The organism is Streptomyces sp. CA-251247 (assembly GCF_050952975.1).
Taxonomy (GTDB): domain Bacteria; phylum Actinomycetota; class Actinomycetes; order Streptomycetales; family Streptomycetaceae; genus Streptomyces; species Streptomyces achmelvichensis.
In genome coordinates this window covers 7,213,219-7,235,865 of the sequence record NZ_CP191861.1, presented here as the reverse complement: position 1 = coordinate 7,235,865, position 22,647 = coordinate 7,213,219, and the positions used below count along the sequence as shown (strand labels likewise).

The 22,647-nt window shown below is 71.8% G+C and carries 16 protein-coding genes; 8 read left to right on the top strand and 8 right to left on the bottom strand.

What is annotated here, in order from left to right:
- Positions 1 to 105: 105 nt before the first annotated feature.
- From ACQPWZ_RS32265 to ACQPWZ_RS32250, 4 genes are read left to right on the top strand one after another with little or no spacing between them, the layout of a single operon-like run.
- Positions 106 to 3,306, top strand: coding sequence for a non-ribosomal peptide synthetase (locus ACQPWZ_RS32265; RefSeq protein WP_433573141.1), 3,201 nt, complete (start codon positions 106 to 108; stop codon positions 3,304 to 3,306).
- Positions 3,306 to 5,234 carry a non-ribosomal peptide synthetase gene (locus tag ACQPWZ_RS32260; RefSeq protein ID WP_433573140.1) on the top strand — a complete coding sequence of 643 codons (1,929 nt, stop codon included), beginning with the start codon at positions 3,306 to 3,308 and terminating at the stop codon, positions 5,232 to 5,234. The genes ACQPWZ_RS32265 and ACQPWZ_RS32260 overlap by 1 nt, the downstream gene beginning before the upstream one ends.
- Positions 5,235 to 5,289: 55 nt before the next feature.
- On the top strand, positions 5,290 to 7,131 hold the full coding sequence (locus ACQPWZ_RS32255; RefSeq protein WP_433573139.1) for an amino acid adenylation domain-containing protein: 1,842 nt from the start codon (positions 5,290 to 5,292) through the stop codon (positions 7,129 to 7,131).
- Positions 7,121 to 9,991 (top strand): condensation domain-containing protein, encoded by a 2,871-nt coding sequence (locus tag ACQPWZ_RS32250; RefSeq protein ID WP_433573138.1) that lies wholly within the window; start codon positions 7,121 to 7,123, stop codon positions 9,989 to 9,991. The genes ACQPWZ_RS32255 and ACQPWZ_RS32250 overlap by 11 nt, the downstream gene beginning before the upstream one ends.
- Before the next feature lie 111 nt (positions 9,992 to 10,102).
- Here the strand turns inward: ACQPWZ_RS32250 and ACQPWZ_RS32245 are convergent, their stop codons facing one another.
- The 3 genes from ACQPWZ_RS32245 to ACQPWZ_RS32235 form a co-directional block, all read right to left on the bottom strand.
- Positions 10,103 to 10,570: a hypothetical protein gene (locus ACQPWZ_RS32245; RefSeq protein WP_356700563.1), complete on the bottom strand. Its 468-nt coding sequence runs from the start codon at positions 10,568 to 10,570 to the stop codon at positions 10,103 to 10,105.
- Between the two features lie 188 nt (positions 10,571 to 10,758).
- Positions 10,759 to 12,069, bottom strand: coding sequence for an FAD-binding oxidoreductase (locus ACQPWZ_RS32240; RefSeq protein ID WP_433573137.1), 1,311 nt, complete (start codon positions 12,067 to 12,069; stop codon positions 10,759 to 10,761).
- Complete coding sequence (locus tag ACQPWZ_RS32235) at positions 12,066 to 12,965, bottom strand: LLM class flavin-dependent oxidoreductase (protein ID WP_433573136.1); 900 nt, start codon at positions 12,963 to 12,965, stop codon at positions 12,066 to 12,068. The genes ACQPWZ_RS32240 and ACQPWZ_RS32235 overlap by 4 nt, the downstream gene beginning before the upstream one ends.
- 64 nt (positions 12,966 to 13,029) lie before the next feature.
- On the opposite strand from ACQPWZ_RS32235, the gene ACQPWZ_RS32230 reads away from it, so the two are divergent.
- The 4 genes from ACQPWZ_RS32230 (at position 13,030) to ACQPWZ_RS32215 (ending at position 17,403) form a co-directional block, all read left to right on the top strand.
- Positions 13,030 to 13,383 carry a winged helix-turn-helix transcriptional regulator gene (locus ACQPWZ_RS32230; protein WP_433573135.1) on the top strand — a complete coding sequence of 118 codons (354 nt, stop codon included), beginning with the start codon at positions 13,030 to 13,032 and terminating at the stop codon, positions 13,381 to 13,383.
- A gap of 302 nt (positions 13,384 to 13,685) precedes the next feature.
- Positions 13,686 to 14,201, top strand: coding sequence for a (2Fe-2S)-binding protein (locus ACQPWZ_RS32225; protein ID WP_405574636.1), 516 nt, complete (start codon positions 13,686 to 13,688; stop codon positions 14,199 to 14,201).
- Positions 14,201 to 15,193 carry an FAD binding domain-containing protein gene (locus ACQPWZ_RS32220; RefSeq protein ID WP_433573134.1) on the top strand — a complete coding sequence of 331 codons (993 nt, stop codon included), beginning with the start codon at positions 14,201 to 14,203 and terminating at the stop codon, positions 15,191 to 15,193. The genes ACQPWZ_RS32225 and ACQPWZ_RS32220 overlap by 1 nt, the downstream gene beginning before the upstream one ends.
- Positions 15,190 to 17,403, top strand: a complete 2,214-nt coding sequence (locus ACQPWZ_RS32215) for a xanthine dehydrogenase family protein molybdopterin-binding subunit (protein WP_433573133.1) — start codon at positions 15,190 to 15,192, stop codon at positions 17,401 to 17,403. Before ACQPWZ_RS32220 ends, ACQPWZ_RS32215 begins: the two co-directional genes overlap by 4 nt.
- A gap of 39 nt (positions 17,404 to 17,442) precedes the next feature.
- Here the strand turns inward: ACQPWZ_RS32215 and ACQPWZ_RS32210 are convergent, their stop codons facing one another.
- The 5 genes from ACQPWZ_RS32210 to ACQPWZ_RS32190 all read right to left on the bottom strand — a co-directional run bounded on the left by ACQPWZ_RS32210 (position 17,443) and on the right by ACQPWZ_RS32190 (position 22,600).
- The gene (locus ACQPWZ_RS32210) at positions 17,443 to 18,453 is read right to left on the bottom strand and encodes an ABC transporter substrate-binding protein (RefSeq protein WP_433573132.1); all 1,011 of its coding nucleotides are present in this window, start codon (positions 18,451 to 18,453) and stop codon (positions 17,443 to 17,445) included.
- A gap of 16 nt (positions 18,454 to 18,469) precedes the next feature.
- On the bottom strand, positions 18,470 to 19,243 hold the full coding sequence (locus ACQPWZ_RS32205) for an ABC transporter ATP-binding protein (protein ID WP_433573131.1): 774 nt from the start codon (positions 19,241 to 19,243) through the stop codon (positions 18,470 to 18,472).
- Between the two features lies 1 nt (position 19,244).
- Positions 19,245 to 20,384, bottom strand: a complete 1,140-nt coding sequence (locus tag ACQPWZ_RS32200) for a FecCD family ABC transporter permease (protein ID WP_433573130.1) — start codon at positions 20,382 to 20,384, stop codon at positions 19,245 to 19,247.
- A 102-nt stretch (positions 20,385 to 20,486) separates the two neighbouring features.
- Positions 20,487 to 21,758 carry an MFS transporter gene (locus ACQPWZ_RS32195; RefSeq protein ID WP_433573129.1) on the bottom strand — a complete coding sequence of 424 codons (1,272 nt, stop codon included), beginning with the start codon at positions 21,756 to 21,758 and terminating at the stop codon, positions 20,487 to 20,489.
- The gene (locus ACQPWZ_RS32190; RefSeq protein ID WP_340476779.1) at positions 21,755 to 22,600 is read right to left on the bottom strand and encodes a Rossmann-like domain-containing protein; all 846 of its coding nucleotides are present in this window, start codon (positions 22,598 to 22,600) and stop codon (positions 21,755 to 21,757) included. Before ACQPWZ_RS32190 ends, ACQPWZ_RS32195 begins: the two co-directional genes overlap by 4 nt.
- Positions 22,601 to 22,647 lie beyond the last annotated feature (47 nt).

The window sequence follows — 22,647 nt, the reverse complement described above, 5'->3', positions numbered from 1 at the left end:
GCCGCTCCGCGCGATCCGCGGACGGCCGGCCACCTCCGGGTGGGGGGCGCAACCGTTCCCGGCCCGCATCCGTATCACCCGACCCGACAACCTCAGGGATCGCCCATGCTTCCCCTCTCCTCCTCGCAGGAGATCGTCTGGCTGCACGAACAAGTGCAGCCCGGCAGCCGCGCCTACAACTTCACGGCCTCGCTCGACCTGTGGGGGGCGCTGGACACCGACGCCCTGCGCCACGGGCTCGCCGCGGCCCTCGAGCGTCACCCCGGACTCCGTCTGGAACTCGTGGCCGTGCCCGGCGCGATGCCCGGCCAGCAGGTGGCCGACACCTGCGCGCCCCGGCTGCACACCGTGGACCTGACCGGTGAGGCGGACCCCGAGGCCGCGTTCCTCGACCTGCTGCGCACCGAGGCCGAGACCCCGCTCGACACCTACGAGGCTCCGCTGCTGCGCTGGACGCTGGTCCGCCTCGCGGACGACCAGCACCGGCTCATCCACGTCGAGCACCATCTGATCCACGACGGCCACTCGTTCGCGATCCTGCTGGCCGACGTGTTCACGGTCTACCGTGCCCGCGTCCTCGGTGAGCCCGTCGTCCTGCCTCCCCCGTCGTCGTACGCGGACCATGTGCGGGCCCGGACCGACGACGCCCTGACCGAGGAGCGGCAGCAGAGCCTCGCGTACTGGGCCGACGAACTGCGCGACGCCTCCCACGACATGCCGCTGCCGGGCCTCGCCCGTCCCGGCGCGCGGCGCAGGCACCACGGCGGACAGCTGAGGCAGTCGATCGGCGCCGACCTGGCACAGCGGCTGCGCGGTCACGCCCGCGAGCGCGGTCTCACCCCGTTCTCCACCCTGCTCGGCCTCTTCGCGGAGCTTCTGCGCCGCCACAGCGGCCGCTCCCAGATGGTCGTCGGCACCGCTGTGGGCAACCGCCCGCGCGGATACGAGGACGCCGTGGGCATGTTCGTCAACACGATCCCGCTGCGGCTCCGCCTGGACCCGCGGGCTCCGGCCGAGGACACCATGGACGAGGTGACCGACACCCTGATCCGCGCCCTGCCCCATCAGGACGTGCCCGTCCAGGAGCTGACCCGTGCGCTCGGGATGCACACCTCAGGAGCCGACAACCCGCTGTTCGGCGTGATGTTCAGCGCCCATGACGCCGCCCTGCCCGAGATCGACGTGCCGGGTCTGGACATCACCCTCTTCGAAGGGTTCAACACCGGCACCACTCGCTTCGACCTCGATGTGGTGCTGCTCCCCGACGACCGGCGCGGTGTCAGCCTCCGCCACGGAGCGCCCGGTATGACCCTGGTCTGGGACTACGACGCGGATCTGTTCGGCGAGGAGGTCGCCACGCTGCTCGCGGACCGCTTCCTGGATCTGCTGCGCGCCTACCTCGACGCCCCCGCCACGGTTCTCGCCGACCTCGCCCTGCCCGCAACACCCGCTGTGACGCAGGCCGTTGCGGTTGCGGACGGACAGGCGGACGACGCGGACCCGCTCGACCCTGCGGCCGCCCACGACCCTTCGCTTCCCGCCCTGCTGATCGGCGCGCGCCGGCTCACCTACGGCGACCTCGACGAACAGGTCTCCTCCCTCGCCCGGCGGATGCGCGCCGCCGGGGTGACCGCCGGACAGCCGGTCGCCGCCGTCCTGCCGCGCGGCGCCGCGTCGGTCGTGGCGCTGCTGGCCTGTCTGCGGACCGGAGCCGTGTACTGCCCGCTCTCGCCGTCCGACCCGGCGTCGCGGCTCGAGCTGCTGCTCGACCGGCTGGGCCCCGCGCTGGTCCTCACCACCGCCGATGCGGGAGTGACCCTGCCGGCGCACCTTCCGACCGCCGACATCGACGCGGACTCGTTCCCCGCCGCACGCCCGGCCGATGTGGTCCCCGGTGCGGCGTACATCATCCACACCTCCGGCTCGACCGGGATACCCAAGCCCGTCGCCGTCGGCCGGGCCGCCCTGGAGAACCATCTGACGGGCGCCGCCCGGCGGTTCGGCCTGGCGGTCGGGGACCGGGCGCTGCTGTTCGCCCAGCCGTCGTTCGACGTCGCGCTGGAGGAAGTGCTGCCTTCGCTGTACGCGGGCGCCTGTCTCGTCGTACCGGACCGCGAGGTGCCCACCGGCACCGAGCTCGCCGAACTGCTCGCCACCGCGCGCGTCACCGTGGCCAACCTGCCGACCAGCTACTTCCTCGCCGTGCGGGAGGAGTTGCGCCCCGTGCTGCGCGAGCGCCGCTGGGCGCCGCGACTGCTGGTCCTCGGCGGCGAGCGCATCCCGGCCGACGCGCTGGACGGATTCCTGGCCGACACCGATGCCACCGTGCTCAACGTCTACGGAGTCACCGAGGCCGCGATCAGCTCGACCGTGCACGAGATCACCCGCGACGGCCTGGTGAACGGCGCGGAGGTGCCCCTCGGCACCGAACTGCCCGGCGAGCGGATCCACGTGCTGGACTCGGCGCTGAGGCCCCTGCCGTCCGGTGCGGTCGGTGAACTGGCCATCGCCGGCGCCGGTCTGGCCGAAGGCTATGTCGGCAACCCGGACGCCACCGCTGCCCGCTTCGTCCACGTCGACGCGCTGGGCGGCGAGCGGGTCTACCTCACCGGCGACCTCGGCTATCGGGACCGCGACGGCCTGCTGCACTTCCTCGGCCGGCGCGACCACCAGATCAAGCTGCGCGGCTACCGCATCGAGCTGGAGGAGGTGGAGGCCGCCGCCTCGGCCGTACTCGGCGGCCGCTCCTGCGCCGTCGTCCTGGACCGGTCGGCCTCCGGCGGACCGCGGCTGGTCGGCTTCGTGGAGAGCCTCGACGCGCACGAGCCGTGGGACGAGCAGGCCCTGCACGTCGAACTCGGCCGGCGTCTGCCCGCCGCGCTCGTCCCGGGCCGCTGGGCGCGACTGGACGCGATGCCCACTCTCGCGGGCGGCAAGCCGCACCGTAGGGAACTGACGCGTCTGGCGGCGGAGTTGGAGCAGGCCGCACCGGCAGAGGAGAGCGCGGAGCCGGCCATGAGCCCGGCGGCGTTCACCGATCCGACGCTCGCGCTGCTCGCGGAGGGCTGGCGCGAAGTGCTCGGCCACGACGGCTTCGGCGAGTCCACCCACTTCTTCCGGGCCGGAGGGCACTCGCTGCTGGCCGCCCAGCTCGCGGCCTGGCTGGAGCCGCGGATCGGCACACGGCCGCCGATGCGCCTGCTCTTCCAGAACCCCGTACTCGCCGACCAGGCCCGCGCCCTCGAACCGCCGGCCACTGCGGCCGTACCCGTCCCCGCCGCCGCGACCGCACCGAAGGAGTCCTGATGACCGACATGCTGACCGACACCGCCACGGCCTCCCCGCTGACGAACGCTCCCGCGGCGGCACCGAGCGTCATGCACGGGCGCCCCCTGCCTGCGTCCGCCACGACCGGTGTGTTCTCCCGGTACGAGGAGTGGGTACGCCGCAGCCCCGAGACACCCGCGGTGGTCGACGGGACGCGCACCTGGAGCTACCGGGAACTGGACGCGGCGGCCGACGAGATTGTTCGCGCGCTGAGCGGGCGGGTGCACGCCGGCGACCTGGTCGGGGTCTGCCTCGACCGTTCGGCCGGACTGGTCGTCACAGCGGTCGCTCTGGCGCGGATGGGCGCTGTCTATCTGCCGCTGGGACCGCGTCCGGGCGAGCGCCGGATCCAGGCGGTCACCGAGGACGTCGAAGTCGCCTGTCTGATCGGCGACCCCGCACTGCTGCCGGAACGCCACCAGGCGGCCGAGCGGATCACTCTGCCGCTGCCGGGTGAGGGTACGAACGCGGCAGCGACCACGGTCGCGGCGTTCGCCCCGCCCGCCGCGGGAGCGCGTCCCGCCCCGCCGGAGTCCTTCTACGCCGTGCTGACCTCCGGCTCGACCGGCCGGCCGAAGGCGGTCGCCGTCGCCGAGCCCGCGCTGTCCGCACTCCTGGACTGGTATCGCGCCGAGACGGAACTCGCCCCCGGGGACCGTCAGTCCCTGCTGATCGGCGCGGCGTTCGACCCGCACGTCATGGAGCTGTGGGCGGGACTGACGTCCGGCGCCGCCCTGGTGCCCGCGCCCGACGCGGTCCGCTGGGATCCCGCCGAGCTCACCGACTGGTGGCGCAACGCCGCCGTGACGGTGTCCGTCGCGGCCACGCCGATGGCCGAACCGGTGCTGAACCGGCCCTGGCCGCGGGACCTGCCGCTGCGTCATCTCATCGTCGGCGGTGACCGGATGCGCCGACGCCCCGGCGCGGACGTCACGGCGACCGTGCACAACGCGTACGGCCCGGCCGAGGCCACCGTGGTCACCACCACGCACGCCATGCGCCCCGACGACGACGGTGTGCGGGACGCGACCCCGCCGTCGATCGGCACCCCGATCCCGGGCGCCACGGTCCTCGTCACCGACGAGGAGGGCCGCATCGCGCCTCGCGGCGCGGCGGGAGAGCTGTGCATCGGCGGCGACTGCCTCGCGCTCGGCTATCTGGACCCCGAGCTGACGGCACGCCGCTTCACCACCCCGCCTGCGGGCATCGACCCGGAGGTCACGCAGCGCGTGTACCGCACCGGGGACCGGGTGCGGATGCTCGACGACGGGACCCTGGAGTTCCTGGGCCGTCTCGACGACCAGGTGAAGATCAGCGGAGTGCGCATCGAGCCGGCCGAGGTGGAGGCCGCGCTGGAGCAGGACCCGGCGGTGCGCAGCGCGGTCGTCACCGCGCCCCGCTCCGCTGACGGGAACGCCCGTCTGGTGGCCTTCGTCGTCGCCACGGACGCCGCCCCTGACACGGACGCGCTCCTGAGCGCGGTGCGTGCCTGGCTGCCCGAGCAGGCCGTGCCCTCGGCCGTGCGCATCGTGGACGCCTTCCCCCTCGACGCCAACGGCAAGGTCGACCGGGCAGCGCTGCTGCGCACGGCCGCCGAGCCCGCCCGGCCGGCCGGGCCCTCGGGCAACGACGGTCCGGGCGAGAGCCGTTCGGACGACGGCGCGACGGACAGCGAGCGTCTCGTCCTGCGGCTGGTCCGCGATCTGCTGGACTCCCCCGGCGCCGGTCTCGGCGACGACTTCGCCGCGGCCGGCGGCACTTCCCTCGTCGCGTCCCGGCTGCTGGCCGCGATCGAGAAGGAGACCGGCGTCCGTCTGCGCGCGCCGGAACTGCTGCGTCAGCCGGACCTGCGAGCGGTGGCCGCCGTGCTGGACAAGCGCCGTGCCGCCACGACGGCGGCGATCTGAGATGCCGGCCGTCCTCACTCACGCCCACATCCCGAACACCCCGGAGGAACAACGCGTGTCCGCCGACTCCGTATCCGCCGCTTCCGCTTCTTCCGCTGCTTCCGCTGCTTCCGCCGAAGGTCTGCCCGCGCTCGTGGCGCGGCACGCCGATGAGACACCGCACGCCCTGGCCGTGATGGACGGCGACACCACGCTGACGTATGCGCAGCTGGTCACCTCGGCGCGTTCTCTGGCGGCCCACCTGCGCGCGCACGATGTCAGACCCGGTGACCGCGTGGGCCTGCTCGTGCCGCGCTCGGCCAGAACCGTCGTCGCCCAACTCGCCCTGTGGTGGGCGGGCGCGGCCTGTGTGCCGCTCGATCCGGCCCACCCCCGCCCCCGTACGGACGCCATGCTCGCCGATGCCGGGGTGACCCTGACCGTCGGCGACAGCAAGCTGCTCGAAGCGATCGACACGGCCGGTCCCACCCTCGCCCTGCCCGACGAACCGCTGCTGACGGGCGAGGAGTCGGCCCTTGCCGGACACGCCCCGCACGCGGCCGCGCTCGTCCTGTTCACCTCCGGATCCACCGGACTGCCCAAGGGCGTCACCGTCACCCACGGCGGCATCGCGGGACTGGTCACCGCCCCGACGTATGCGACGGTCACGGCACGCGACCGGGTGCTGTTCCACTCCCCCGCCACCTTCGACGCCTCGACGTTCGAGGTGTGGTCGGCGCTGGCCAACGGCGCGGCGGTCGTGGTGTGCACCGCCGAGCGGCCCTCCTTCGAGGATCTGGCGCAGCAGGTGGAACGGCACGGCGTGAGCGTGGCGTTCTTCACCACCGCACTGTTCCACCAGCTGGCCGCTCGGCGTTCGCGCCTGTTCTCGCTGCTCCGTACGGTCGTGGTGGGCGGCGAGGCGATGGCGTCCCAACACGCCCGCGCAGTGCTGCGCGCCTTCCCCTGGCTGGAGTTGGTCAACGGCTACGGCCCGACCGAGACCACGACGTTCGCCACGGCCCACCGCGTGACGGACGCGGACTGCGACGGCCCGGTGCCCATCGGCCGCCCGATCGCGGGGGCCGTCACCCACGTCCTGGACGCGGACGGGCAGCCGGTCGCGGCCGGCGAGCACGGCGAACTGTGGATCGGTGGCAGCCGGTTGGCGAGCGGCTACGCCGGCCGCCCCGAGCTGACGGCGGAGCGTTTCGTGGACCATGTGTCCCTGGGCCGTCTCTACCGCACCGGCGATGTGGTCTCGGCCCGTCCGGACGGACTGCTGGACTTCCACGGCCGCGCCGACGACCAGGTCAAGGTCCGCGGATTCCGGATCGAGCCCGGCGAAATCGAGCACATCCTGCGTGAGCAGCCGGAAGTGGACGACGCCGCGGTGACCGTGCGCCGGGCCGCCGAGGACGACGCTCGTCTTGCCGCCTTCGTCGTCGCCGCGCCCGGGCCCGTGCCCGGCGCCGAGACGCTCAGGACCCGGCTCGCCGAGCGGCTGCCCGCCCATCTGGTCCCCGACGAACTGAGCTTCGTGGAGCGGCTGCCGCTGACCGTCTCCGGCAAGGTGGACCGCCGCGCCCTCACCGCTCTGCACAGCGCTCCCGCCGACGGCGGCACGATCGAGCCGCTGAGCCCGTTGCAGCAGGCGGTCGCCGAGGTGTGGAGCCGCAGTCTGGGCTGCGAGGTGAACCGGCCGGACGCCGACTTCCTCGCCCTCGGCGGGCACTCCCTGCTCGCCCTCGTCGTCACAGACGATCTGCGCGAGGAGCTCGGGGTGAAGCTGTCCCTGCCCGACTTCTTCGCCACGCCCACGGTGGCCGGACACGCGGCGCTGGTGGAACGCGCGCTGCTGGCCGACCACAGCGACCTCCACCCCGACGCGTCCGAGGACACCACCCATGGCCACTGACATGACCCCGAGTTCCGCCGCCCTCCAGGAGGAGCTGCTGCGCCGGGCACGTGCCCGCGCCGGCAGCCGCCCGGCCGCTCCCGCACCCTCCGCGGTCCGCAAGCCGTCCTCCGCGCCGCTCTCGCACGCCCAGCGGCGTATATGGCTGATGGACCGTCTCGGCCAGGGCGGTTCGCTGTACAGCGTGCCCTTCGCCACCCGGCTGCGCGGGCCGCTCGACATCGACGCGCTGACCGCCGCGCTCACCGGGCTCGTCCGCCGTCACCACATCCTGCGCACCCGCTACGGGCAGCGCGGCGACGAGGCGTACCAGGAGGTGCTCGCCGCACCCGACGCGATGGATGTCCTCGTGGTGGAGAGCGACGACGACGGCATGCGTGTCCTCAACCAGGAAGCACGCCGTCCGTTCGACCTGTCCGCCGGTCCGCTGCCGCGCGCCCTGGTGGTGCGGCACGGCCCGCAGGATCACACGGTGCTGCTGACGTTCCATCACATCGCCATCGACGGCGGTTCGCTGGAGACGGTCGCCGACGAGCTGTCCCAGCTGTACGCCGCGGCCGTGGACGAACGCCCGCACACGCAGCCCGAGCCGCCGCAGTACGCGGACTTCGCCCGCCGGGAACACGCGGCGGCGAAGCGTGTCGGCGAGGGCCTCGACCACTGGGTGCGCCGCCTCGCGGGAGCGACTCCCGTACGTCTGCCCCGGCCCGCGCACAGCCCGGGCGGGCGGGCCGCGGTCGCCCGGACCACTGCCTTGGACGCCCATGTCCTGCCGGCCCTGCGAGAGATCGGCCGAGAGCGCCGGGCGACCCTGTTCACCGTGTCCCTCGCCGCCTCCTTCGCGGCGCTGCACCGGATGACCGGTGAGGAGGACCTGGTCATCGGCTGCGCCGGCACCCACCGCGAGGGCGCGGCGATGCGGAACCTCGTCGGGTTGTGCGTCAACACCCTTCCGATACGGGTGAATCTGTCGGGCGACCCGGACTTCGGGACGCTCGTCGAGCGCGTACGGGACGCGCTGCTGGAGGCCCAACAGCACCGGGACGTGCCGTTCGACCTGATCCTGGAGCGGCTCGGCGCCGGCGCGCGGGGCGCCGACGGTACGGCACTGGTACGGGTGTCCGCCGACGTCCTGCGGGAACCCACCGCGCTCCGGCTGCCGGGAACGGTCGCCGAGCCGGTCGACATCGGGCTCGACGAGGCGAAGTTCGACCTGTCGTTCGGGCTCGTGGACTCCGACTCCCCTGCCTGCATCGTCCAGTTCGGGCAGTCGGCGCTGGACTCCGCCGCGGGAGACCGGCTGGCGGACGACTTCGGCGCCCTGCTGTCCGCGGTCGCGGCCGATCCGGGTCTGACGCTCTCACGGCTCGGCGGTGGTCCTCAGGCGATCGTGGCCGACGACTGCCATCCGGCCGAGGCGCGTCTGCGGGCGGATTCCCGGATCGCCGACGCCGCCGTACCCGTACCGGCCGCCGGTCCGCTGATCGCCTACGCGGTCCTGCGGGAGACGGGTGGCCCCTCCCCCGCGCAGCTGCGTTCCGACCTCCGGGCGGCCCTGCCGCGGGAGAGCGTTCCTGCCGCGGTGACGCTGCTGGACGCGATGCCGCGGACCGCCGACGGCTCGCTGGATGCGGCGCGCCTGCCCGGCGCGGCCGCGGTACCCGCCCCGCAGGGGCCTCGTGCGCACGCGGTGACGGCGGCCTTCGCCGAACTGCTGGGCCGGGTACCCGCGCCGGACGACGACTTCTTCGTCCTCGGCGGTCACTCGCTGGTCGCCGTGCAACTGGCCGAACGGCTGCGTACCGGCCTCACACTGCCGGTGACCGGGCTCGATGTGATGCAGTGCCGGACACCCCGGGCGCTGGCCGCGCTGCTGGACGAGCGGGAGAGCGAGCGTGCGGCCGTCGTCGCCACCGCCGCACCGGCGGCCGGCAAGCGTCGGGTCCGCGAGGGCACCGTGCTGGTAACGGGCGGCACCGGCGGTGTCGGCGCCTTCGTCCTGCGTGAACTGGCCGCCCAGGGACGGCCCGTGCTCGCCCTGGCCCGGCCCGAGTCCGCGCACCTCGTCGCCGGCGACGGTGTCGAGGTCGTCGAGGGCGATCTCAACGACCTGGACGGCCTGCGCGCCGCGGTGGAGAGCGCGGACGCGGTGATCCACGCCGCGTGCACCTTCACCCGACCCGAGGTGGACGTGGCCGCGATGGAGGCGATGGTCGCGGCCTGGAGCCGCGGACCGTTCGTGTTCGTCAGCAGCGTGGACGCGTACGGGAAGCCCGCGGACCGGCAGGTGGTCGAGGACGCGGCCTCTCAGCAACCGCTGACCGCGTACGGGCAGGCCAAACTCGACTGCGAACAGCTGCTGTTGCGCGCCGCCGGCACCGAGGGCCGCGGCGGCGCGAGCGTGGTCCGCTCGCCGATCGTGTGGGGTCCGCACGACCGTCTTCGGGACCAACTGCGCTGGGGAGCCACCGGAATGCTCTACCAGGCGGCACAGGCGGGAGACCCGATCCAGGTCCCCGGTCCCGGCGCCGAGGGCCACGACTGGCACGGCGCGCCCTGGGTCCACGCGTCCGCGCTGGCCCGCGCGGTGACCGCCTGCCTTGACACACCGGTCCACGGCACGGCCAACGCCGTGAGCGGTCACGTCGGGTGGGCGGAGCTGGCGGCCGAGCTGGGCCGGCTGCTCGGAACCGACAGCGAGATCAGCCTCGTCGACCGGGTGCACCCGGACCTCGACCACCGGTGGCACTACCGGGCCGACCGACTGGCCAGGTCCCTGGCCGAACTCCCGGGCGAGGACTGGCGGTCGGTGCTGGCGGCGATGATCGAGGGCCCGGGTCAGGTGCGGGCCGGACGCTGAGGTGAGGACGGGGGCGCCTGCCGGGGGGGCAGGCGCCCCTTTCGCCGTGGCGGGGCGGGCTCGTGTGGGGTGTGGCGTGGTCCGCGTGATCCGCGCCCCCCGCCACCTCCGTCACAAGTACGCGGCCGCCGCGTCCAGAAAGGCCCGCCGGCTCGGGCTGATGCACGCCCAGACCTTCTCGTCCTGCGGCTCCCCCGGATCGCGCGGTCCGTCTCGAATCACGTTCTGAACGGCGAAGGCGACACGTCGTGCCGCCTCGTTGACCTCGGACGTGCACAACAGGTGAAGCGTCTTCTGGGCCACCCACAGCCTGTCGACGGCCTGCTTGGCTCGGGCCTGCCACTGTTCGTCGGTCAGGTTGAAGTGGTAGCGGTCCACTGCCACCCGTTCGGCTTCCTGCACCGCTGACAGGAAATCGATCAGGTGGGTGAGGGCTTCGGTACGGCGCCCCTCGGCGCGCTCACGCCGGCTGCGTCGCGCTTCCATGCGCTCCGAGGCGCGTCCCTGCCAGAACTGGGCCGCAAACGATGTCAGCCCGCCGAGTACGACGCCCATGAGCGGCGCGAGCGTTGTCCACACCCCTCCACTGTGACCGAGCCCGGGGTTATTGTACGGTGGTTGCGGATATGTCGGACGGTGTCCCGCCCGGTGGTGTAGAGGAGTGGCGCTCTTGGACGTCCTCGTTGCTCTCCACGGGGGTGCTCGGCGCACAGCATCGGACGGCGGGGACGCGGGGCGCCCGCGGCACCGCCTCGGGGCTAAGGCCATCAAGCCCGCGGCCCGGGGCGCAGAACTCCGTCCGGGTCGTAGCGTTCCCACAACTCCGCGACGCGCGTGCCGGTCGGACCGGGATAGGCCCGTGCGAACGTCACCTCGTCGGGGTCGCTCTCGAAGTTCACGTAGGCGCCGTCGGTGAGCGGGGCAATCGGGGTCCAGGCGGCGGCCAGCGTGGGGTGGTCGTCCGGCGGGAACGCCGAGGCGACGACAAGGGTGTTCTGGTGGCGGTGGGGGAACGCCATGGCCGAGGGAGAAGGATCGTGCGTCGCACCGCCGAGCGAACGCAGTTGAACCAGGACGGGAGCGGGGGCCGCGGACGCGGCGACCAAGGCCCGGGCTGCGTCCGGGGTCATGTCGGTGAACAGTCCGTTGGTCGTGCTGGAGCGCATCTGCCCGGAGTTGGCGTGCAGATGAAGCATCGGGACCAGCTCTGTGTAGGGCACGACGTGGGCCTGTTGTGCCATCACGTCCCCGATTCCGAGCAGCGGTTCGACGGTGCGGCGGATGACGGACGGACTGTCCGAGGCCACGACGGCGGTGATGACCGCGGCAGTGGTGGCGCCCTGGGTGGACAGCATCACCGCCGTCGACAGCTCGCGCGGCGCGTGCGCCATGGTGTCGGCCCAGCGCCGCAGCGTCTCCCCGGTCGGGTCCACCGCCATGACCAGTTGTGCGTAGCCGACGTCACGAAGCTCCATGGCTTCGATCTCGAAGGCGACCGCGATACCTGCCCCCGCGCCGGCCCCGCGCATCACCCACAGCAGGTCGGGCTCGACATCGGCATCGGCCCGTACTGCCGTTCCGTCGGGCAGGACGACCTCGACGGCACGGATGCGGTCGATGGTGAGGCCGTACTGCCGTACGAGCCAGCCGATGCCGCCCCCGGTGGCGATGCCTCCGACGCCGACGTTTCCGTGGTCGCCGGAGCTGATGGCGAGCCCGTGCCGGGCGAGCGCCTGAGCGACGTGGGCCCAGCGGGCGCCCGCCTCGACGCGGACGAGACGGGAGCCACGGTCGAGGACGTCGACCCGGTGCAGCGCGGTGAGGTCGATGACGAGCCCGCCGTGGTTGGTCCCGCGGCCGGACAGACCGTGCCCGCCGCTGCGGACCGCCACCCGAAGACCCGTGTCACGCGCGAGCCGCAGGGCCGCCGCGACGTCGTCCGCGGACTCGGGCAGGACGACGGCGGCCGGCCGGCCGATGGTGGTGTACGTGGAGCGGAGCAGTCGGTAGCGCCGGTCGTCGGGGGTGACCACCTTGCCCGCCAGCTCGGTGGGCACGGTCGAGAGGGTGCGGTTCATCGCGCGCTCCGGAGGGCGTCGACGCGCTGCCGCACTGCCGGCACCACCTCGTCGGCGAAGAGTGCGAGCTGCCGTTCGGGATCGGTGGCGGGCCAGAACACGAAGGTGTCGAAGCCGAGGTCCACGGCCCACTCAGCGAGGGTGTCCACCCACCGCCGCACATCGCCGACGAGGCCGGGGCCCTCCGCATGGGTACCGATCACCCCGGTCACGTTGTACACGCGTCGCAGCGTCCGCGGGTCGCGGCCTGCCTCGGCGGCCGCCTCGTCGATGATCCGCTGCCGGGAGGGCACCTCGTGCGGCGGCACATAGAGGTTCAGCGGAGAGATCCACCCGTCCGCCGACCGGCCGACGAGGGCGAGCATCCGGGGCTTCTGGGCGCCGAGCCAGAGCCCGACGGGCTCCGGCGGCACCGGTCCGGCACGGTATCCGTCCACGGAGTGGTACGTGCTGTGCAGCTGTACGACACCTCCGGCCAGGGCCGTCCGCAGGATCCCCAGGGACTCCTCGGCGAACGCCACCATGTCCTGGCCGCGTCGCGCGGGGCCGCCCATCGAGGCGATGGCCTCGGGGATGCCGCCCCCGCCGACGCCGAGCTGGAGCCGTCCGTCGGTGAGCACGCTCAGGGACGCGGCGGCCTTGGCGAGCATCACCGGCGGGCGCAGCTGGAGGTCGGCGACGTCCGTGAGGAAGGAGATGCGGTCGGTGGTCGCGGACAGATGGGAGATCAGGGTCCAGGTGTCGAGGTGGCCGGGCTGGTAGGGGTGGTCCTGGACGGCGAGGTGATCGAGGCCCGAGCTCTCCGCCATGCGCGCGACGCGCAGGGTCCGCCCCCACGCTCCGGCAGAGGGATCGAGGCTCACTCCGAAGGAGAGTGGGCGTTCGTAGTCGGTCATGCGTCCACGGTGCGCGGGACCGACCTCACAGCCAAACAATGAGTAAGCTGCTAATCTTTTGTAAGTGGACTCCATTCATGACGACACCTGCCCGAGCTTCGAGGGCACCATCGAACTGATCGGACGCCGCTGGACGGGCTCGGTACTGCAGGCCGCCGACCGAGGGGCCCGGCGCTTCGGCGAGTACCGCGCGATGATCGACGGCATCTCCGACCGGCTGCTCTCCCAGCGCCTGAAGGAACTCGAGACCGCGGGACTCATCGAGCGCACGGTCATCCCCAGCACGCCCGTGCAGATCCGCTACCGGCCGACCCCGGACGGCCGGTCGCTGGTCGACGCCCTGCGGCCGCTCGCCGAGTGGAGCGTGCGCCGCGCCGGCCCGAGGGCCGCAGGACGGGCCCCGGCCGGCGCTCAGTAGGCCGCTCGAACCGTCGCTGCCGGGCGGCCGGCAACCAGGGGCAGGCCGGCGATTCCTCCCTGATCAACTCCGCCGCCCCGCCCAGAGCGGCCCGGCGACCCAACTCCCCACCCCTGTCGGGGAATTCACGAACGCGCACCCACCGTACGAACCGGGTCGGCGCGCCCCCGCCCCGCCCGGACCCTCACCGCCAGAAAATGCGGGCCCCCCGATCCGGTTCTAGACTTTTTCGGATACTGCGCCGGATGGCGAAGCGCGCCCATTCCATCGCCCCGGGCAGTTTCCAATCGAATTGAGGCGCTATGAAGCACGCCGATACTCAAGCGCGCCCGGGCGAAACCACACCGGAAATTCCCACGGTAGAGGTCACCCTGAACATCAATGGCGATGCGTATCGCCTGCGGTTCGACTCGCGCGTGACCCTTCTCGACGCTCTGCGTGATCACTTGGTGCTGACCGGGGCGAAAAAGGGCTGTGACCAGGGCGCTTGCGGTGCCTGTACCGTGCTCGTCGACGGGAAACGCATCGTGTCCTGCCTCGCGCTGGCCGCCCAGTACGAAGGCCGCGAGATCACCACGGTGGAAGGCCTGTCCGACAACGGTGAGCCGCACCCGATGCAGGCCGCCTTCGCACGCCGTGACGCGTTCCAGTGCGGCTACTGCACCCCTGGGCAGATCATGTCGGCCGTGTGCCTGGAGGCCGAGGGCCGGGCGGGCACGGACGAGGACATCAGCGAATTCATGAGCGGGAACATCTGCCGCTGCGGTGCCTATCCGAATATCCGTGCCGCAATCCGCGACGTCGTATCGGAGGGCTGATGATGCGTCCCTTTGAGTACGTTCGGCCCGCCGAGACCGAGCAAGCAGTCGCGGCCGTGACGGCCGACCCGAAAACGTCATTCCTGGCCGGAGGCACGACCCAGCTGGACCTGATGAAGGACGGCGTCCTGGATCCTGAGCGCCTGGTCGACATCACCCGGCTGCCGCTGAAGGGGATCATGCATGCCGAGTCGTCGGTGCACGTCGGTGCGCTGACGACGATGGAGGAACTGGCAGCGGATGCCGTGCTGCGCGAACGGCTTCCGTTCGTGCGTGAGGCGCTTCTGCTCGGAGCCTCCACCCAGCTGAGGAACATGGCCACCATCGGCGGCAACCTGTTGCAGCGTGCCCGGTGCCGCTACTTCAGGGACCCCACCGTAGGGGCCTGCAACAAGCGCGACCCCGGGTCCGGCTGCGCCGCGATCACAGGCTTCCAGCGCATGCACGCCATCCTGGGCACGAGCGATCAGTGCATCGCGTTGCACGCCTCGGACGTCGCGATCCCCTTCGTGGCGCTGGACGTCATCGTTCATATCCAGGGCCAGGACGGCCCCCGGTCGGTCCCCCTGACGCGGTTCTACCGGGAACCCGGTTCGACACCGCACATCGAGAACGTGCTGAACCACGGTGAGCTGATCACCGAGGTCGAGATTCCGCTGCTGCCGGAGGGAACCAGGTCCCACTACCTGAAGGTCCGGGACCGGGTGTCCTACGAGTTCGCGCTGACCTCGGCCGGCGTTGCCTTGGAGTTCGAAGGCGACACCATCCGCGACGCACGGATCGGGCTGGGCGGCGTCGGCACGGTCCCGTGGCGGGCCTGGGGCGCCGAGGAGGTACTGCGAGGAGCACCGGCGGGCGACGAACGCTTCCGGATGGCCGCGGAGGCAGCCCTGGAAGGCGCGCAGACGCTGCCGGGCACCGCGTTCAAGGTGGATCTGGCCAAGCGCACCCTGGTGCGCACGCTCGAGACCGTTGCAGGAGCCCCGTCATGACCACCCTCGAATCCCCCGGTCGCACGGTCGTCGGGGAAGGCATCGAGCGCGTGGACGCACCGCTGAAGGTCACCGGTGGCGCCCACTACCCCAACGACTTCAGTTATCCCGGCATGGTGCACGCCGCTCTGGTAGGGAGCACGATCGCCGCGGGCCGCATCCGCAGGATCGACGCCTCCGACGCGCAGTCCGCACCCGGCGTCCTGACGGTGATCACCCATCTGACCGCTCCCCAGCTGCCGCGCGGACCGATGACACAGCTCGGGTCGTCGCCACCGGCCCCCATGCAGGACGACCGGATTCTCCACTACGGCCAGCACATCGCGATCGTGGTGGCCGACAGCGCCGAGCAGGCGCGGCACGCCGCGTCCCTGGTACGCGTGGAGTACGAGCCGACCGAGGCGTTGCTCGACGTGGAGGATCCGAACGCGGAGATCCTGGACAATCCCTGGGGTCTGGACTCGGAGCGGGGAGACGTGTCCGCCGGCTTCGCCGAGGCGGACGTCGTGGTCGAGGGGCGCTACACGACGCCCGACAACACCAACAATCCGCTCGGCCTGATGAGCACCATCGCCTCATGGCACGGCGACTCGGTCACCGTGCACGACTCCACGCAGTGGCCCCACAACGTACGCACGACACTCGCCGCGGTCTTCGGCGTACCCGAGAGCGGCATCCGGGTGCTCGCGCCGTTCGTCGGCGGCGGCTTCGGTGCCGGGCTGCGGGTGTGGTCCCACGTCATCCTGACCGCGCTGGCCGCCCGCGAGGTCAGGCACCCCGTGAAACTGGTGCTGACGCGACCGCAGATGTTCACCTCGGTCGGACATCGCCCCAACAGCGTCCAGCAGATCAGGATCGGGGCCACCAGGGCCGGGAACCTCGTCGCCATCGAGCACCACGGCATCTCGTCGGTGGCGATGGAGGACGACGACTTCGAGCCGGTCTCCTCCTGCTCGGCGGTGTCCTACGCGTGCCCCAATGTCGTGACCCGCGACCGGCAGGCCCGGCTGAACATCCCGTGCCCCGGCTCCATGCGCGCCCCCGCCGAAGGCCAGGGCAACTTCGCCCTGGAATCCGCCATCGACGAGGCCGCCCACGCCATCGGCATGGACCCGCTGGAACTCCGTCTGCGCAACTACGCCGAAGACCACCCGCTGCTCGGTCTGCCCTGGTCGAGCAAGGCCCTCCGCGACTGCTACACCCAGGGTGCGGAGCGGTTCGGCTGGTCGCGCCGTACGCCCGACATCGGCTCGATGCGCGACGGCCGATGGCTCGTCGGGTACGGCATGGCCGGTGCGTCCTACCCGTTCTACCAGGCTCCCTGCCAGGCGCGGGCGTCCCTGCGCCGCGACGGCTCGGCGTATGTCCGCAGTGCCGCCACCGACATCGGCACCGGAACCTACACCGTGATGACGCAGTTCGCCGCCGAACTCCTCGGGCTGGAGATCAGCAGGGTCCGTTTCGACCTCGGCGATTCCGACATGCCCTACGCACCCCAGGCCGGCGGCTCCGGCCTGACCTCAGCGCTGGCCAACGCGATCCACACCGCGTGCGACAACCTCGTCCACGAACTGCTCGACATCGTGCGCGACGACGACAAGTCGCCACTGCGCGGTGCTTCGGCGGACGACGTCACCGTCGGCGAAGGACGGCTCCACCGCATCAGCGCTCCGGACCAGGGCGAGCCCTACACCGACATCCTCGCCCGCCACGGCCTGGAGGAGGTCAGCGCCGACGGCCGCAGTACCCCGCCCGACGGGCAGCAGATCGGCATGGCTCCCTCCGGTGCCTTCGGAGCCAAGTTCGTCGAGATCCGCATCGATCCCGGGCTCGGCCTGCTGCGGGTCAGGCGGGTGGTCTCCGCCATCGACGGCGGGCGCATCCTCAACGAGAAGACGGCCACCAGCCAGATCGTCGGCGGCACCGTCGGCGGCATCAGCCAGGCGATGTTCGAGGCGACCGAGACCGACGAGGGCACCGGCCGTATCGCCAACCCCACGTTCGGCGACTACCTGATGCCCGTCAACGCCGACGTTCCCGACATGGAGGTCATCTTCTGCGGCACTCCCGACCGCGCGACGAAGGCCGGCACCAAGGGTGTCGGGGAGATCGGCCTGGTCGGCGTGGCGGCAGCCATCGGCAACGCGATCCATCACGCCACCGGCCGCCGGCTGCGGTCCCTCCCCTTCACCATCGACCAGCTTCTGTGACAGCTTCACCGATCGGATGGGCCGACCGCCGACGTGGGGTCAACTGCGGAGTGTCCGCACGTACTTCGAGAACTTCTCCAGGCCGTCGATGTTCCTCGGTCCGCTGATGCCCTCGTTGTAGTCGAGGACGAAGAAGTTGTTCTTCTTGACCGCGGGAAGTTCCCTCGTGTGCGGGGACTTCCTCAGAAAGTCGATCTTCTTCCGGGCCGGCAGGTCGCCGTAGTCGAGGATCATGATGACCTCGGGTTCGGCCGCGGCGACCGCCTCCCAGTTCACCTGGGTCCAGCGTTGGTCGAGTCCGTCGAAGATGTTCCTGCCGCCCGCGGTCCTGATGATGTCGTTGGGCGGGACCTGATTGCCCGCGGTGAACGGCTGATCGGTACCGGAGTCGTAGAGGAAGACCGGCACCGGGTCACCCTGGGGCGCCTGTTCCGCGACCGCCTCGACGCGGTGTTTCAGGCCGGCGACGACCTTGTCCGCCCTGTCCTCGACCCGGAAGATCGTGCCCAGCCGGTCGAGGTCGGTGTAGAGGCCTTCGAACGGGGTGACCTTCTCGGGGTACTCGGGGTAGTTGAAGCAGCTCTCGGTGTGCAGGAAACTCTGGATTCCGAGCTGGTCCAGGATCTCCGGGGTGATGCCCCGCTCGTCCTTGAAGCCGGAGTTCCAGCCGGCCACGACGAAGTCGGACTTGGCCTCCACCACCAGTTCCTTGTTGAGGAGGTCGTCGCTGAGCATCTTCACCTTGGCGTACTCGGACGCCCAGGGGGACTCGCTCACCGGCGGGTTCGCCGGCGGCATCACATAGCCGTGCACGTGCTCGGTCAGGCCGAGGCTGAACAGCTTGTCGGCGCTGCCGCCCTCGTAGGCCACGGCACGCTTCGGGGTCGTGTACTCGACCGGCTCGCCGCAGCGCTTCACGGTGACCTTGTCGGACGCCTCGGCGTCCGTCCCGACCTCGGCACCGCAGCCGCTGAGCAGCAGGACGGCGGCGAGCGCGGATCCGAGGGCGGTGCCGCGGGACACCGCGCCGGACGATCGATTCATACGCATCTGGTGGATGTGCCTTTCACGAGGAGGAGTTGAGCGAATACAGCAGTTGGGGAGCGCCCGTGAGCGGGTGGGGCACCACGCTGGCCTCGACGCCGAACACCTCGTCGACGAGTTCCGGGGTGAGGACACGGGCGGGCGAACCCGCCGTCACCAGGCGGCCGTCGGAGAGGACGCCGATGCGATCGCAGGCCGCCGCGGCCAGGTTGAGGTCGTGCAGGACGATGAGGACGGTGAGCCCCGAGCCGCGCAGGAGCGAGAGCAGCTCGACCTGGTGGCGTACGTCGAGATGGTTGGTCGGCTCGTCGAGTACGAGGATCTTCGGCTCCTGGACGAGAGCCCGGGCCAGCAGGACGCGCTGACGCTCCCCGCCCGAGAGGGTGAGCACCCCGCGCCGGGCGAGGTGGCGGATGTCGAGCCGGTCCATCGCCCGCTCGCACAGCTCCCGTTCCCGTCGGCCGAGTGCCTGATTTCCCTGGAGGTGGGGCGTACGTCCCAGGGCGACGAGTTCCTCGACCGTGAAGTCGAGGTCGACGGCGCCGTCCTGGGTCATGGCGGCGACGGTCTGCGCGCTGCGGCGCATCGCGAGACGGGAGAGATCGTCCTCGCCCACCCACACCGTGCCGGTGCTGGGGCGAAGCGCCCGGTACACACAGCGCAGCGCGGTGGACTTGCCGCTGCCGTTCGGGCCGACCAGGCCCACGACCCGGCCGCTGTCCACCCGCAGCGTGAGGTCGCGCACCAGACGTCTGCCATCGGTCACCACCGAGAGCCCGTCGAGTGTCAGATCCATCTCAACGACCCCCGAACAGATAGCTCTTGCGACGCATCAGCATGATGAACACCGGCACTCCGACCAGTGCGGTGATGACGCCCAGCGGCAGCTCACGGGGTGCCACGAGCGTCCGCGACACCAGGTCGACCCACACCATGAAGATCGCCCCAGCCAGAGGGGCGACGGCCAGCACCCGGGCGTGGGCGGCCCCGACGACCATGCGCACGACATGTGGCATGACCAGTCCGACGAAGGCGACGGCACCGCTGACGGCGACCATCACACCCGTCACGAGCGAGACGATCACAAGCAGGCCCTTGCGATGCCGGTCGGGGCCGACCCCGAGGCTCGCGGCCGTCTCGTCCCCGAGGGCGAGGACGTCCAGCACCCGGCCGTGCCGGTGGAGCACGGCCAGACCGAGCAGGACGGCGACGCAGACGACGGGCAGCGAGCCCCAGCTCGCGGCGCCGAAGCTGCCCATCGTCCAGTGGAGGATCATGCTGGTCGCCTCGCTGTCCGGGGCGGCGTAGATGATCACGCTCATCACCGCCTGGAAACCGAGCGACATGGCCACTCCGGTCAGGACCAGACGCAGCGGTGAGAGCGTGCCCCGGCTGGATGCGGCCGCGTGGACCAGGACCGCCGCCACCAGGGCGCCGATGAAGGCGCCGGCGGACACCGCGTAGATGCCGAGCGCCGCAAGGCCGCCGGTGACCGTGACGCCGACGGCGCCGACGGACGCCCCTGAGGAGACGCCGAGGACGAAGGGGTCGGCGAGGGCGTTGCGCACCAGGGCCTGGATGGCGACGCCGACCGCACTCAGCCCCGCGCCCACGAGGGCCGCGGTCAGGACCCGCGGTGTACGGATCTGCCAGATGATCTGATACGTCGTCACCTCGTCAGCCGCGATGTGTCCGCCGCTGAGAGCCGCCCACAGATACCGGGCGGTCTCCCCCGGCGTGATCACCGCGGATCCCAGACCGACGGCCACGACGACGGAGACGAGGAGGACAGCGAGCAGGACGACGCAGGCGGCCGACAGGCCCTGACGCGAGGCGAGCCGGCCCCTGACACCCGCCGCGCGTGCGGAGGGTGGGACGTCGGCTGACCCGGTACCGCCGGTGCCGACCGGCGGTGAGGAGATCGCGGGCGGAGGCATGGAGCCGGCCTTTCACTGTCGGGAGGAGGAAACATGTTCGGGAGGAGGTCGCGTGCGTGGTCTGTGACAACTGGCGGACGGTACGACCCGAGGACTTGTCGGCTACGCGGAGTCGGCCGCCTCCTGCTCCCGTTCCTGGACGCCTTGGCGGGACACCACGACGGCCGCGCCGAGTGCCGCGACGACGAGGGCGCCGAAGGCGGCGGCGATGCCGGGGAAGCCCGCCAGGCCGAGGCCGGCGCCGCCCAGGGCCGCGCCGACGAAGACCCCGAGGCTCTGGCCCGCGGCGTTGACGCTCAGGGCCGAGCCGCGCAGCGAGCCGCAGCGCCGTACCAGGAGACTGACGGCGCACGCGGCCACGACGGCATGGCTCGCCGCGTGGAGCGAGGTGAGCGTGAGGGCGAGCGGCAGCCAGTGGGTGAAGTAGAAGCCCACGACCGACACCAGCGCACCGACGAGGCCGATGACCAGCAGGCGTTCGGTACTGATCCGGGGTTCGGCGGAGTTCGTGAGGCGCCCGGTGAGGAGGTTGCTCAGGAAGTACGACGCGCCGCTCAGCGTCCAGACGAACGCGAAGAGCCCGGGGTCGAGCCGGAAGCGGTCGGCGTAGAAGGCTGCCAGATAGGCGAGGTAGCCCATGAAGACCGCGGTGCGCAGCAGGGAGATGAGAAGCAGGGGCACAGCTCCGCGCACCGCTCCGAGTGCCCTGAACGAGGCGAGATAGCCCAGGCGTTGTTCCTTCCCGCTCTCCTCGGCCCTCTTCGGCTCGGCCCGTGCGAGGAAGACCACGGCGAGGAGAAGCGAGGCCGCGGTCACGGCGAGGAGGTCTCCCTCCCAGCCCCAGAGGAGGGCGGGCAGGGCCACGACCGGCGCCGCGAGCATGGCGGTCATCGACTGCACCGCCGTGACCAGGGTCGCCGCCCGGCCGGCCGCCTTGCCCCTACCGAAGCGGTCGGCGGCCGCCGCGGTGAGGGCCGGGTTCAGTACGGACGTACTCGCGCCGACCAGCAGACAGAACACCGCCAGCAGGACGAAGTCCCCGCTCGCACCGAACGCCGACGAGGCGCCGAGAGCGACGAGTCCGCCCGCGGCCGCCCACTCCTTGCGCACCCGGTCGATGAACGGGGCGAGCGCGGTGCCGACCAACAGGGCGGCCAGGCCGCCGAGTCCGCGCAGTCCGCCCATCGCGGCGACGCTGCTCCCCGCCTCGTCCGCGATCGGCACCAGGTAGGTGCTGAAGATGGTGAACGGCAGCAGGCCGACGGCCGAGGCGAGCAGGACGGGCCACAGGGCACGGGCCATCCTCAGGTCGCCCGGAAGCGGCTCCTCCTCGGTCTCGCGGTCTGTCGCGCCCCCCTTGGCGTCGGTGGTCACGAACCGTCCCCGCCCGTGAGCACCGGCTTGTCGGCGCGGTAGCGGTACATGGGTGTCGGGTCGGCGCTGAACTGCGAGAAGGGGAAAGGCTCGGCGTTCAGAGCGGTGACTCCGCCGGACAGGAACGCACGGGCGACGGCACTGCCCGTCTGCGCGTAGACGACCAGGGGAACGCGCTGCTCCCGGCAGTGCTCGAGAATCAGGTCGAACGTGCCGTTGCTCAGGGTCATACCGGTGGCCACGACGGCATCGGCTTCGCCCAGCACCTCGGTCATGTCGTCGCCGACCCGGTCGCCCCACTGGGTGGTGCGCAGATTGAGGTCGCAGGGGAGGCACACACCTCCGCGGTCGCGTATCGCCGCGACGAGCGGGTTGACCACACCGATGAGGGCCACCTTCGCACCCGGCTCGATGTCGAGGAGACCGGCGATGGAGGCGTCGCGGGCCCGGGCACGGATCTCCGGCGTCCCGGCCGGAAGGGTGACCGGTTCGGCATCGGCCGCATCGCGGTGCGGCCGCACGTGCGAGAGGTAGGCGTCGAGTGCGGCGACCCTGACCGGGGCCGACTCGTTGCGCAGCAGCGTGTCGAGGGTGTGGCCGGAGGCGTTCTCGCAGAAGTCGGGGGCGAGTTCGCCGGCTTCGAAGGAGCAGGCGCCGAAGGTGTGACCGACCCGGAGCACGAGGTAGTGGTTGTGGTACGTGACCTCTCCCCCGGCGAGCCGGGTGGTGTGGTAAAGCCAGAAGGCGCTGGTGACGGCCAGATTCCTGGGGTCGGGACCGTGGGCGCCCGACAGTACGGCATCGGTCAGTTCCGCGACGGTCTGCGGCATGGGGTGTGGCATCTCGGGTTCTCTCGTCGGGGTTGTACGTGCTGCGGTGCGGGGAGTTC

Excerpts from the sequence above, each read along its gene's own strand:
- ACQPWZ_RS32220 (WP_433573134.1), top strand. The coding sequence starts at position 14,201 with ATGATGCGTCCCTTTGAGTACGTTCGGCCCGCCGAGACCGAGCAAGCA.
- ACQPWZ_RS32205 (WP_433573131.1), bottom strand. The coding sequence starts at position 19,243 with ATGGATCTGACACTCGACGGGCTCTCGGTGGTGACCGATGGCAGACGT.
- ACQPWZ_RS32260 (WP_433573140.1), top strand. The coding sequence starts at position 3,306 with ATGACCGACATGCTGACCGACACCGCCACGGCCTCCCCGCTGACGAAC.
- ACQPWZ_RS32235 (WP_433573136.1), bottom strand. The coding sequence starts at position 12,965 with ATGACCGACTACGAACGCCCACTCTCCTTCGGAGTGAGCCTCGATCCC.
- ACQPWZ_RS32200 (WP_433573130.1), bottom strand. The coding sequence starts at position 20,384 with ATGCCTCCGCCCGCGATCTCCTCACCGCCGGTCGGCACCGGCGGTACC.
- ACQPWZ_RS32215 (WP_433573133.1), top strand. The coding sequence starts at position 15,190 with ATGACCACCCTCGAATCCCCCGGTCGCACGGTCGTCGGGGAAGGCATC.
- ACQPWZ_RS32250 (WP_433573138.1), top strand. The coding sequence starts at position 7,121 with ATGGCCACTGACATGACCCCGAGTTCCGCCGCCCTCCAGGAGGAGCTG.
- ACQPWZ_RS32240 (WP_433573137.1), bottom strand. The coding sequence starts at position 12,069 with ATGAACCGCACCCTCTCGACCGTGCCCACCGAGCTGGCGGGCAAGGTG.
- ACQPWZ_RS32210 (WP_433573132.1), bottom strand. The coding sequence starts at position 18,453 with ATGCGTATGAATCGATCGTCCGGCGCGGTGTCCCGCGGCACCGCCCTC.
- ACQPWZ_RS32265 (WP_433573141.1), top strand. The coding sequence starts at position 106 with ATGCTTCCCCTCTCCTCCTCGCAGGAGATCGTCTGGCTGCACGAACAA.
- ACQPWZ_RS32225 (WP_405574636.1), top strand. The coding sequence starts at position 13,686 with ATGAAGCACGCCGATACTCAAGCGCGCCCGGGCGAAACCACACCGGAA.
- ACQPWZ_RS32190 (WP_340476779.1), bottom strand. The coding sequence starts at position 22,600 with ATGCCACACCCCATGCCGCAGACCGTCGCGGAACTGACCGATGCCGTA.